10 protein-coding genes are annotated in these 12,417 nt (G+C 59.8%); 5 read left to right on the top strand and 5 right to left on the bottom strand.

Going from position 1 to position 12,417, the window contains the following annotated elements; translation table 11 throughout:
* Positions 1-155: 155 nt before the first annotated feature.
* Together ppk1 and hemB are read right to left on the bottom strand one after the other, a co-directional pair.
* Complete coding sequence (gene ppk1 / locus ACZ9IM_RS24030; protein ID WP_427624122.1) at positions 156-2,378, bottom strand: polyphosphate kinase 1; 2,223 nt, start codon at positions 2,376-2,378, stop codon at positions 156-158.
* An 18-nt stretch (positions 2,379-2,396) separates the two neighbouring features.
* Positions 2,397-3,410, bottom strand: coding sequence for a porphobilinogen synthase (gene hemB / locus ACZ9IM_RS24025; RefSeq protein WP_476225102.1), 1,014 nt, complete (start codon positions 3,408-3,410; stop codon positions 2,397-2,399).
* 198 nt (positions 3,411-3,608) lie between these two features.
* Between hemB and ACZ9IM_RS24020 the strand changes: the two genes are divergently transcribed.
* Positions 3,609-4,241 (top strand): DedA family protein, encoded by a 633-nt coding sequence (locus ACZ9IM_RS24020; protein WP_476225101.1) that lies wholly within the window; start codon positions 3,609-3,611, stop codon positions 4,239-4,241.
* Here ACZ9IM_RS24020 and ACZ9IM_RS24015 read toward each other — a convergent pair.
* Positions 4,222-5,469, bottom strand: a complete 1,248-nt coding sequence (locus ACZ9IM_RS24015) for a sterol desaturase family protein (RefSeq protein WP_476225100.1) — start codon at positions 5,467-5,469, stop codon at positions 4,222-4,224. The genes ACZ9IM_RS24020 and ACZ9IM_RS24015 overlap by 20 nt on opposite strands.
* Positions 5,470-5,583: 114 nt before the next feature.
* Here ACZ9IM_RS24015 and elbB point away from each other — a divergent pair, with 114 nt between their 5' ends.
* Positions 5,584-6,252 carry an isoprenoid biosynthesis glyoxalase ElbB gene (elbB, locus tag ACZ9IM_RS24010; protein WP_476225099.1) on the top strand — a complete coding sequence of 223 codons (669 nt, stop codon included), beginning with the start codon at positions 5,584-5,586 and terminating at the stop codon, positions 6,250-6,252.
* A gap of 124 nt (positions 6,253-6,376) precedes the next feature.
* Here the strand turns inward: elbB and ACZ9IM_RS24005 are convergent, their stop codons facing one another.
* Together ACZ9IM_RS24005 and ACZ9IM_RS24000 are read right to left on the bottom strand one after the other, a co-directional pair.
* Positions 6,377-6,832: a YaiI/YqxD family protein gene (locus ACZ9IM_RS24005; RefSeq protein WP_008076086.1), complete on the bottom strand. Its 456-nt coding sequence runs from the start codon at positions 6,830-6,832 to the stop codon at positions 6,377-6,379.
* A gap of 105 nt (positions 6,833-6,937) precedes the next feature.
* Positions 6,938-8,836, bottom strand: coding sequence for an FTR1 family protein (locus ACZ9IM_RS24000; RefSeq protein ID WP_476225098.1), 1,899 nt, complete (start codon positions 8,834-8,836; stop codon positions 6,938-6,940).
* 154 nt (positions 8,837-8,990) lie between these two features.
* On the opposite strand from ACZ9IM_RS24000, the gene ACZ9IM_RS23995 reads away from it, so the two are divergent.
* From ACZ9IM_RS23995 to ACZ9IM_RS23985, 3 genes are all read left to right on the top strand, one after another.
* On the top strand, positions 8,991-10,391 hold the full coding sequence (locus ACZ9IM_RS23995) for a COG3014 family protein (protein WP_476225105.1): 1,401 nt from the start codon (positions 8,991-8,993) through the stop codon (positions 10,389-10,391).
* 206 nt (positions 10,392-10,597) lie between these two features.
* Complete coding sequence (locus ACZ9IM_RS23990) at positions 10,598-11,992, top strand: COG3014 family protein (RefSeq protein ID WP_476225097.1); 1,395 nt, start codon at positions 10,598-10,600, stop codon at positions 11,990-11,992.
* Positions 11,993-12,007: 15 nt separating this feature from the next.
* Complete coding sequence (locus ACZ9IM_RS23985; protein ID WP_476225096.1) at positions 12,008-12,379, top strand: YcfL family putative periplasmic lipoprotein; 372 nt, start codon at positions 12,008-12,010, stop codon at positions 12,377-12,379.
* Positions 12,380-12,417: the final 38 nt, after the last annotated feature.

Below are 12,417 nucleotides of genomic sequence, written 5' to 3'. Positions count from 1 at the left end.
AGCGTGTAGTCTCGCTGACTACGCCTTTTTGCTGATTCCATTACGTCCTCCTGAAAAACAGATCAGAAGGTGTAAACCTTATTCAGGACGGGACAGCGGGAACAAAAAAGGGCGATCCACATGGATCGCCCTTTTTTGTATCAACCGAATCTACGTTAACGAACAGCCAGAATCGGGCTACCCAAACGCTCAAGCAAGGTGGCCTGGGCACTGCGCGGGTTCTGGTTGCCGGTCGGCGTGTTGCGGATGTAGCGACCGTCCGCCTGCAGGCTCCAGCTGTGGGTGTTATCGGTCAGATAAAGCTCCAGCTCTTTCTTGACCCGCAAAATCAGCTTCTTGCCCTCGACCGGGAAGCAAGTCTCGACGCGCTTGTCGAGGTTGCGCTCCATCCAGTCGGCGCTGGACAGGAACATCTGCTCTTCGCCACCGTTGAGGAAGTAGAAAACCCGGGTGTGTTCCAGGAAACGACCGATGATCGAGCGCACATGGATGTTATGGGAGACCCCGGCGATGCCCGGTCGCAAGCAGCACATGCCACGCACAACCAGATCGATACGCACCCCGGACTGACTGGCCTTGTACAACGCGCGGATGACCTTCGGGTCGGTCAGCGAGTTGAACTTGGCGATGATGTGCGCCGGTTTGCCGTCGAGGGCGAACTGCGTCTCCCGGGCAATCATGTCGAGCATGCCCTTCTTCAACGTGAACGGTGCGTGCAGCAGTTTCTTCATGCGCAGGGTCTTGCCCATACCGATCAACTGGCTGAACAGTTTGCCGACGTCTTCGCACAAGGCGTCGTCGGAGGTCAGCAGGCTGTAGTCGGTGTACAGACGGGCGTTGGCCGCGTGGTAGTTGCCGGTCCCCAAGTGGGCGTAACGGACAATTTCGCCCGCCTCGCGGCGTAAAATCAGCATCATCTTGGCGTGGGTCTTGAAACCGACCACGCCGTAAATCACCACCGCACCGGCCGCTTGCAGACGGCTGGCCAGTTGCAGGTTGGACTCTTCATCGAACCGCGCGCGCAATTCGATCACTGCCGTCACTTCCTTGCCGTTCCGCGCAGCGTCTACCAGCGCATCGACGATCTCGGAGTTGGCGCCGCTTCGATACAACGTCTGGCGTACCGCCAACACATGCGGGTCTTTCGCTGCCTGACGCAGCAAGTCGACCACCGGGGTGAACGACTCGAACGGGTGCAGCAGCAGAATGTCCTGCTTGCTGATCACGCTGAAAATGTTCTCGCTGTTTTGCAGCAGTTTCGGGATCTGCGGGGTGAACGGGTTGTATTGCAGCTCCGGATGACTGTCCAGGCCAGTGATGCTGAACAGCCGGGTCAGGTTGACCGGGCCGTTGACCTGATACAACTCGGTCTCATGCAGGTTGAACTGCTTGAGCAAATAGTCGGACAAGTGTTTCGGGCAGGTATCGGCAACTTCCAGCCGCACCGCGTCACCGTAGCGACGGGAGAACAACTCGCCGCGCAGGGCGCGGGCCAGGTCTTCGACATCTTCGGTGTCGACCGCGAGGTCGGCGTTTCGGGTCAGGCGGAACTGGTAGCAGCCCTTGACCTTCATGCCCTGGAACAGGTCATCGGCGTGGGCGTGGATCATCGACGACAGGAACACATAGTTGTCGCCGGGACCGCCGACTTCTTCCGGCACCTTGATGATCCGCGGCAGCAGACGCGGTGCCGGGATAATCGCCAGACCGGAGTCGCGACCGAAGGCGTCGATGCCTTCGAGCTCGACGATGAAGTTCAGGCTCTTGTTCACCAGCAACGGAAACGGGTGCGTCGGGTCGAGGCCGATCGGGGTGATAATCGGGGCGATCTCGTCGCGGAAATAACGACGAACCCAGGTCTTGAGCTTGGTGGTCCAGTAACGGCGACGGATGAAGCGGACCTGATGTTTTTCCAGTTCCGGCAACAGAATGTCATTGAGGATCGCGTATTGGCGATCGACGTGGCCGTGCACCAGTTCACTGATGCGAGCCAGGGCCTGGTGCGGTTGCAGGCCATCGGCGCCAGCCTGTTCGCGAGCGAAGGTGATCTGCTTCTTCAGGCCGGCGACACGAATCTCGAAGAACTCGTCCAGGTTGCTGGAGAAAATCAGCAGAAACTTCAGCCGCTCCAGCAATGGGTAGGACTCATCCAGCGCCTGTTCCAGCACGCGGATGTTGAACTGCAGTTGCGAGAGCTCACGATGGATGTACAGGCTGCTGTCATCCAGGCCGGGAATGGCAATCGCTGGCGCCGCAACAACGGGCTCGGCCACCACCGCGGCCGGAGCAGGCTCCAGCTCCGGCGGGGTTTCGGCGATTGGCTCCACCACAGGTTGAGCGTCTTTTACGGCAACTTCAGTGAGTCCTTCGGTATTCATCGAATGTTCCTGGGAGGGCTATTTTTGCTCTCGTAACAATTGAGCAGCACGGACGGCAAAGTAAGTCAGGACGCCATCAGCGCCTGCACGTTTAAAAGCGGTCAGGGATTCGAGGATAACCCCTTCGCTCAACCAGCCATTCTGGATCGCTGCCATGTGCATGGCGTATTCACCGCTGACCTGATAGACAAAGGTCGGCACTTTAAATTCTTCTTTGACCCGGTAAAGGATATCCAGATACGGCATGCCTGGCTTGACCATGACCATGTCCGCGCCTTCTGACAAGTCCGCCGCCACTTCGTGCAGGGCTTCGTTGCTGTTGGCCGGGTCCATCTGATAGGAGGCCTTGTTGGCCTTGCCCAGGTTCAGCGCCGAACCCACCGCATCGCGGAACGGGCCGTAATAGGCGCTGGCGTATTTGGCCGAGTAAGCCATGATCCGCACGTTGACGTGATCGGCCAGCTCCAGCGCTTCGCGGATCGCTTGAATGCGACCGTCCATCATGTCCGAAGGCGCCACCACCTGAGCGCCGGCTTCGGCGTGGGACAGGGCCTGTTTAACCAGTGCGTCGACGGTAATGTCGTTCTGCACGTAGCCTTCTTCATCGAGAATGCCGTCTTGACCGTGGGTGGTAAACGGGTCCAGGGCGACGTCGGTGATCACACCCAGCTCCGGGAACCGGTCACGCAGGGCTCGGGTGGCGCGCTGGGCGATGCCGTCGGGATTCCAGGCTTCAGCGGCGTCCAGGGATTTGAGCTCCGGCGGCGTCACCGGGAACAATGCCAGGGCCGGAATCCCCAACTCAACCCACTTGGCCGCTTCTTCCAGCAACAGGTCGATGGTCAGGCGCTCGACGCCCGGCATCGACGCCACCGCTTCGCGACGGTTTTCACCGTCCAGCACGAACACCGGCAGGATCAGGTCATCGACGGTCAGTACGTTTTCACGGACCAGTCGACGCGAGAACTCATCACGACGGTTGCGACGCAGGCGGGTTGCAGGAAACAAACGATTGGCGGGGGTAAAGCTCACGGCAGACTCCTGAGCCCGCGCTGGCGGGCGAGCGTGACAGTTATAAGCGGCCATTATGACGAACGGATGACAGTTGTGCTTCAGGAAGCCGCATTCCATTGTCCTTGTAGGAAATGTTCACGTCGAGACACATTTTGACACTTTCCTGAATGTGTCCGAGGGGTTAGGCTGCGCGTTCATTTCGCCAGCACCCAGACAATGCTCCAACAATTTCTTCAGGAATTCGGCTACTTCGCCCTCTTTCTCGGCACATTCTTCGAAGGCGAAACCATCCTGGTGCTCGCGGGCTTCCTTGCGTTCCGTGGATACATGGACATCAAGGTGGTGATGCTCGTGGCATTCCTCGGCAGTTATGCCGGCGATCAGCTGTGGTATTTCCTGGGACGCAAGCACGGGCGCAAACTGCTGGCGCGCAAACCGCGCTGGCAACTGATGGGCGATCGGGCGCTGGAACATATCCGCAAGCACCCGGACATCTGGGTGCTGAGCTTCCGCTTTGTCTATGGACTGCGCACCGTGATGCCAGTGGCGATCGGTCTGTCGGGCTATCCACCGGGACGTTACCTGCTGCTCAACGGGATTGGCGCAGCCATCTGGGCCGCCGCGCTGGCTTCCACCGCCTATCATTTCGGCGCAGTGCTCGAAGGCATGCTGGGCAGCGTCAAGAAGTATGAGCTGTGGGTGCTGGGCGCCCTGCTGGTACTGGGCTTTTGCCTGTGGCTGCGGCGGCGCTTCAAGAATGCCCGTCTGGCGAAGAAGATCTACGCCGACGAGCAAGCGTTGAAAGCTGAACAGGCCAAGTCCAGCGAACCTACGACGCCCATCGAGTGAAGCGGTTTCTACAACAATAGAGACCGATGCCGCTGAGCAGGCTGTAACTGAGCAGCCCCACCCAGCCCACCGCATTGCCCATTACACTGTCCGGCCATAACCCGACCATTGGCGCCAGCCACACCAGCGGCAGGTTCGACGCCAGCCGCAACAGCTCCAGCTTCAACGCCTGCGGGCGATTTTCCAGGGCCGCGCCCAACACAAACAGCCCCAGTGCCACGGCGCCCCAGCCCAACACCAGGGCCGAAGTCGGCAGGCTCTGCTCCAGGTTCATCAAGTAACTGCCCAAGGCGATGTAGACGCAGAACTGCAGCGCCACATACCACTGCTGGCGTCCATCCAGCGGCACCTCGAATTTGCGGAACTGGCTCAGGTCCGGTTTGTTCATCGGGTACTTGGCCGCCACATCCGCTGGTCGCCAACCGGTGCGCATGAACCAGATCCGCAGCTTGTCCCACCAGCGTTCGGCGCGCCGTGCGTCATCCCATAGCTGCGCATAGAACTGCACGTTCGCCCACAACGGATTCCAGCTCGCCAGCGGTGTGGTCACGCCGAAAATCACCGGCTCGTTGTCGTCCTCTTCCTGGAACGAGCCAAATAGACGGTCCCAAATAATGAACACCCCGCCGTAGTTGCGATCCATGTAAAGAGCGTTCTGTGCATGGTGAGCCCGATGATTGGACGGCGTGACGAAGAACCATTCGAACCAGCCGAGCTTGGGAATGTGCCGGGTATGCACCCAGAATTGGTACAGCAGATTCAGCGCCGCAACGCTGACGAACACCACGAGTGGAACGCCGAGCACGGCCATGGGCAGGTAGAAAATCCAGCTCAACAGAAACCCGGTGCTGGTCTGGCGCAAGGCCGTGGAGAGGTTGTAATCCTCGCTCTGATGATGCACCGAGTGGGCAGCCCAGAGGATGTTGCGTTCGTGACCCATGCGGTGCAGCCAGTAATAGCAGAAGTCGTAGAAGACGAAGGCAAACACCCAGACCCAGACGCTGTCGGCCGACAGCTCAATCACGGCCAGATGCTTCAGGGCGAAGGCATAAGTCACCAGGCCGACGCCTTTGGTCAACAGGCCCGTGGTAGTCGACAGCACACCAGTGCTGACGCTGTTGATCGCGTCTGCCACGCGGTAATTGCTCACCCCGCGCCAACGGTCGGCCAGCAACTCGACCGCAATCAGCACAAAGAAAAACGGCACCGCATACAGAATGAAGTCCATGACGCGCCCTGATCAGAATCGTTCAGCAGAGATTAGGTGTAGCCGCGTGTTAACCCTATGGCAACGAGTGACAAATTAGTGGACATTTAACGCCATGAATCTGGAGAAAAGCCCATGAGCAAAAAAATTGCAGTGATCCTTTCCGGCTGCGGCGTGTACGACGGCGCCGAGATCCACGAAAGCGTGATCACCCTGCTGCGGCTGGACCAGCGCGGCGCCCAGGTGCAGTGTTTCGCACCCGATATCGCGCAGTTGCATGTCATCAACCACCTGACCGGCGTAGAAATGCCCGAGGCGCGCAACGTGCTGGTGGAATCGGCCCGGATCGCCCGGGGCAACATCAAGGATATCCGTGAAGCCAGCGTCGAAGACTTCGATGCGCTGATTGTTCCCGGCGGATTCGGGTCGGCCAAGAACCTGTCGAACTTTGCCGTCGAAGGTGCCGGTTGCAGCGTTCAACCTGACGTCCTGGCGCTGACCGAAGCGTTCGCCGAGGCCGGCAAACCGGTGGGGCTGATCTGCATCTCGCCGGCCCTGGCGGCCAAGATCTACGGCCCGGGTGTGACCTGCACCATCGGCAACGATGCCGATACCGCTGCCGCGATGAACAAGATGGGCGCCACCCATGCCGAGTGCGCGGTGACCGACATCGTCGAAGACAAGGCGCGCAAGCTGGTGAGCACTCCGGCGTACATGCTGGCGCAATCGATCAGCGAGGCTGCTTCCGGCATCAATAAACTGGTCGACCGCGTGCTGGAACTGACCCACGAAAACGACGAGTAAAAGAAGCAAGATGATCATTCCCACGCTCCGCGTGGGAATGCAGCCCGGGACGCTCTGCGTCCCAAAGCGGACGCAGAGCGTCCATTGAGGTATTCCCACGCGGAGCGTGGGAACGATCATTTGCTCAAGACTTGCGCGACAACCGCGTAAGTATCCGGTCCAGCGCATTGGCGAATGCCTGCTTCTCGCGCTCGCCAAACGGCGCCGGTCCGCCGCTCATCTGGCCCTGCTCACGCAGATCGGTGAACAGGTTACGCACCGCCAGTCGATCGCCCATGTTCTGCGCATCGAACTCCTTGCCCCGTGGATCCAGCGCCGCGACGCCCTTCTTCACCAGCCGATCCGCCAGCGGTACATCGCTGCAAATCACCAGCTCGCCTGGCACCGCGTGTTCCACCAGGTAATCGTCAGCGGCATCCGGGCCGCTGGGTACTACGATCAACTTCACCAGCGCGAGGCCCGGTTTAATCTGCGGCTGACCGGCCACCAGTACCACTTCGAACTGGCGCTTGAGGGCGAATTTCACCACCAGATCCTTGGCCGCCCGAGGGCAGGCGTCGGCATCGATCCACACGCGCATATTATTTCCTCTGTTGAAAAGCATCGCGGGCAAGCCCGCTCCCACAAGGTTAGCGCTGAACCTGTGGGAGCGGGCTTGCCCGCGATTATGAGCGTAGCGAATGTTTCAGGAAACCGACACCCGCCGCTTCTCAGCCATCCGGCTACGGCTGTACAACACGATGATCGCAATGATCGCCACGGCCTGAGCACTCAGCGAATAGGCATCAGCGTGGATCCCCAGCCAGTCGAAGTCAAAGAACGACACCGGCCGCGTGCCGAAGATCCCGGCCTCCTGCAACGCCTTCACGCCATGGCCGGCAAACACCACCGACAACGCGCACAGCAGCCCGGCGTTGATGCTGAAAAACAACGCCAGCGGCAGTTTCGCCGAGCCACGCAGAATCACCCAGGCCAGACCGATCAGCATTACCAGCGCCGTCGCCCCGCCCGCCATTACGGCGTTGTGTCCTGCCGGCCCGGCCTGCAACCACAGGGTTTCGTAAAACAGGATCACTTCGAACAGCTCGCGATAAACCGAGAAGAACGCCAGGATCGCAAAGCCGAAACGCCCGCCACCACTCACCAGGCTGCTCTTGATGTAATCCTGCCAGGCCGCTGCGTGGCGACGGTCGTGCATCCACACGCCGAGCCAGAGCACCATGACACTGGCAAACAACGCCGTCGCGCCTTCCAGCAGTTCACGCTGGGCGCCGCTGACGTCGATCACATAAGCCGCAACCGCCCAGGTCGCCAGCCCGGCCAGCAGTGCCAGGCCCCAACCGATGTTGACGCTGCGTACCGCCGATTGCTGACCGGTATTGCGCAGGAATGCGAGGATCGCCGCGAGCACCAGAATCGCTTCCAGACCTTCACGCAGCAGAATCAAAAGACCGGAAATGTAGCTCAGCGACCAGCTCAAGCCATCACTGCCCAGCAGGCCAGCGGACTCTTTCAACTTGGCTTTGGCCGCTTCCAGGCGCTGCTCGGCCTGGGCCACCGGCAAGCCGTCCTGCAACGACTGACGGTACGCCATCAGGGATTTTTCGGTGTCTTTGCGCACGTTGGCGTCGACGTTGTCCAGAGAGCTTTCGACCAGCTCGAAGCCTTCCAGGTACGCGGCCACCGACAGGTCGTAGGCCTGATCGTGATCGCCAGCGCGGTAGGCGGCGATGCTCTTGTCCAGGGTGGTCGCCGTGTAATCAAGCAACTGCCCCGGACCACGCTTGACCAGCGGCGGTTGCGCTCGTTGCGCTCGGAAAGTGGCGGCTGCTTGCGGACCTTCGGCGGCCTGCACTTCGGCTGGAGTCTGACGTGCCAGGTCGGCGATGTTGTAGGTTTTCTCGGATTTGGCCGCAGCCGGATCGGCGCTGAAGCTGGCGATATAGGTCGCCAGGTCCCAACGTTGACGATCATCCAACTGATCGGCGAAAGCCGGCATGTCGGTGCCTTCAACCCCCATGCCCAGCGTGTTGTAGATCGCATAGAGGCTCAGACGGTCCAGTCGCACGGCATCACGCAGATTGGCCGGCGGTGGCGTCATGCCGACACCCGCCGGACCGTCACCGACACCCGCCTCGCCATGACACACCGAGCATTGCTGGGTATACAGCGGCGCGCCGCGAGTCGGGTCTGGAGTGATAACCGGGGCTTGGCTGACCTCATAGGTCACCGCCAGTTTTGCCCCCAGCTGCCGCGCCTGACGGGCAACATCCGCGCCGTCCTTGCGAGCGGCGATGGCAGCGCCAAGGCTGCCGACGCCCTGCTCCAGCTCTGCGCGTTCGGGTTTGGCCGGCAAATCGGCGATCAAACCTTGTAGCACCTTGAGGAATTCCTGCTGTTCGCGGTATTCAGACTCATCGATGACCTTGCCCGCCTCGACCGTCGCTGGGTAATCGGCGCCAATGTAATCGAGCAAATGCAGGGCCTTGGGCGCACCTTCCGCGGTTTCGGCCAGCGCATTGAAGCTGCAGAACGCGATCACCGGCAGCACGAGCCACGCCAGAAAACGAGAGGAGGCAATCATGAATAAATCTCAAATGGAAATACGAAGTAACACATTGTTCACTCCCAATGAGTTTCACTCAAGCTTTGTTGGTATTTCCTGCGTAGCTGCGTATAAATTCAGCGGCCAATTGCCACCCTCCGCCGGTTTCGTTCAGGGAAGAATCAACGTGTCCATGCGTTCACACCTGTTTTTCTCACTGCTGTTAAGCCTTGCCCTGCAACTGACTGGTTGCGCCGCCTATCGCGACTACGACCTGGAACTGGAGCAAACGACCGCCCAGTTGAAAGCCGGAAATCCGCAGGGCGCTCTCCAACTGCTGGAGCTGCACAATCCGTCAGAAGAACGGGATCTGCTCTACTACTTCGAAAAAGGTGCAGTCCTGAGTGCCGGTGGTGCGCTGCCGCAAAGCCAGGTTGCCTGGCGCAGTGCAGAGCAAATGGTGATCCAGCGCCAGGACACCGTCGAGTCTGCTGGCACACAGCTCTTGTCCGCGATGGGCGATCATTGGGGCAGCATCATCAATGACAAACTGCGGCGCTACGATGGCTACGACTACGAAAAAGTCATGCTGACCACGCAGATGGCCCTGAACCAGTTGGCCGTGAATGACTTCGACGGTGCTCGCGCCGACATCAAGAAAACCCACGAACGTGAAGCACTGATTGCCCGTCAGCGGGAAAAGGAATACGAGCGACTTGAAGAAGAAGCCAAGGCTCAGGGCGTTCGCGTGCACTACAAGGATCTCCAGGGCTATCCCGTGATGACCCTCGATGCGCCCGCCGTGATCGCGCTGAAAAACGGCTATCAGAGTGCATTCAGTCACTACCTGGCCGGGTTTACGTATGAAGCGCTGGGTGAGCGTGATCTTGCCGCCCCGGGTTATCGCCAGGCCATCGAGTTGCGACCCGACCTGCCCTTCTTCGAGCAGGCATTGCGCGAACTCGACAAACCCGCAGCCAAGGCAAATGAAAGTGATGTGCTAATCATCGTGCAAAGCGGCCTGGCTCCGGCGCGCAGCTCGGTTCGTGTCCCCTACCCGGTGCGCCTGGAAGACAATCAGGTGATCGTCGCCAACGTGTCGTTTCCGGTGATGGTTCCCGACACGTCGACCCCGGCGTTCACACAGATGACGATCGACGGTCGCAAACAGCAACTGACCCTTGTTAACAGCATCACCGACATGTCTTTGCGCACGCTGCGCGACGATATGCCGGGCATCATTCAGCGCACCGCGCATCGCGCCTACCTGGCTGCTTCTGTTCAGGCTACAGACAACCGACGCGACCCGAGCAAAGCCTCTTACGTGACGCAGCACAATGGCTTTGAGCACGCGGACACCCGAACCTGGCGCACGTTGTCCAACATCACCCTGGTGGCGCGCCTGCGCCTGAAAAAAGGCGAGCACCTGATCAGCCTGCCCAACGCGCCGGGCGCCGCGCCCCTGAAAGTCCGCATCGAGCAGAACCATCAGGTCATAGGCCTGCGAGCGCTGGGCGAGCGGGTTTACAGCAACGGAGTGGCTTTCGAACCTGCCGTTGCGCCTGAAAGTAGTGTGGTATCCGGTCTGAAATAAGTAATGGCACATTTGTGAAAACATGTAATTAAAAAGCCATTACATAGCCAGCATCCCTGTTTATAATGCCGCGCCGTCGTTATTGCGATACGGCATTTAAGCTCCTCTTTTTATGAGGAATTGGCAGGACGCCAGTCTCCCTGCCGATAGGTCCCAACAGCCCGACCCGCACGCGGCTGCTTATATTCAGGGAAGACGTACCCCTTATGGCATTCCGCGCCCCCACTTTGATCGCGCTCAGCGCTGTCACTCTGCTTTCCGGCTGCTCGGCCTTTCGTAACTACGATTCGGAACTTGCACAAACCAACCAGCAACTGGTCTCCGGCAACGTCGACGCCGCCTTGACCCTGCTGGAAAAGAACAACACCAGCAAAGACAAAGACCTGCTCTATTACTTCGAGAAAGGTGAACTGCTGCGCGCCAAGGGCGACTTGTCCGGCAGCCAGAACGCCTGGACCAGCGCCGATCAGGTGGTGGGTAAGTGGGAAGACGCGGTCAAGCTCGACACCGACAAATACCTGGCTCAGTTCGGCAGCTTCCTGGTCAACGACAAGGTTCGTCGCTACGAAGGCTACGACTACGAAAAAGTCATGCTGACCACGCAGATGGCCCTCAACCTGTTGGCGGTGAACGACTTCGACGGCGCGCGCACCGCGATCAAGAAGACTCACGAACGTGAAGCGGTGATCGCCGACCTGCGCGACAAGGAATACCTCAAGAGCGAAGAGCAGGCCGAGAAAGAAGGCGTCAAAACCCAGTACAAGGATCTTCAGGGTTACCCGGTGGCGAGCCTCGACGCGCCGGAAGTGGTCAGCCTGAAAAACAGCTACCAGAGTGCGTTCAGCCATTATCTGGCCGGCTTCGTCTATGAAGCCCTGGGCGAGAAAGATCTGGCGGCGCCGGGTTATCGCAAGGCCGTCGAACTGCGCCCGAACACGCCGCTGCTGGAACAGGCACTGGTGAATCTCGACAAACCGGCCAAGGACGAAGACAGCGACATCCTGATCGTCGTGCAAAGCGGTCTCGCACCGTCCCGCGACTCGATCCGCATTCCGCTGCCGTTGCCGATCAGCAACAACGTGGTGATCACGCCGCTGTCGTTCCCGATCATCAAGCCCGATACCTCAACCGCCACCTTTGCCCAGATCGGCGTGGACGGCCAGCAGCTGAACCTGACCCAACTCAACAGCACCACTGCCATGTCCCGTCGCGCGCTGCGTGATGACATGCCAGGCATCATCCTGCGCACCACCGTGCGGGCGATCACCCGTGGTGTGGCACAGAAGCAAATCAACGAAACCAACCCGCTGGCAGGTCTTGCAGTCGGCATCACTTCAGCTGTACTCGAAGGCGCCGATACCCGTACGTGGCGCACGCTGCCGGACAACACTCAGGTGGTGCGTCTGCGTTTGAAGAAAGGCGAGCACAGCGTCACGCTGCCGAGCGCCGTGGGCGGTTCGGTGGTCAAGGTCATCGTCGATCAGCGCTTTCAGGTCATCACCCTGCGCGCCGTGGGCAACCAGGTATTCGCCAACGGCCTGGCCGCACACGTGATCCCGAGCGCCAACCCGACCGCCGTCGCCAGCCTCAAACAACCTTAAGAACGGAGTCTTTGCATGCGTTTCAAATTCATCGCTGTCGTCGCCCTGGCCTTGCTGGCCGGCTGCGCCACCCCGCCACCGCCAGAGCCAGGCAGCGCTGCCAGCAAGGTCGTGGCCATGGGCAAGCTCAAGAACATCGTGGTCGGCGCCATGCGCGTGGCCCGGGAAAATGACTTCATGACGGTCAATGCGCAGCTGAGCAATACCAGCTACAACAACAAGACCTTCTACTACCGTTTTGCCTGGCTCGGCCCTGAGGGTTTCCCGGTTGCCGAAGAGGAAACCTGGAAAAGCCAGATGATGTACGGCGAGCAGACCAGTTTCATTCAGGCGATTGCGCCAACCGCCAAAGCCGTGGATTTCCGTCTCGAAATCAAAACGCCTTAAGCCCGACACCCTATTCGTTCAGTTTTAGAGAGCATTCC

This window comes from Pseudomonas sp. TE12508 (genome assembly GCF_056279485.1).
The sequence above is the reverse complement of the archived record's forward strand: the minus strand, read 5'-3'. Positions and strand labels throughout refer to the sequence as shown.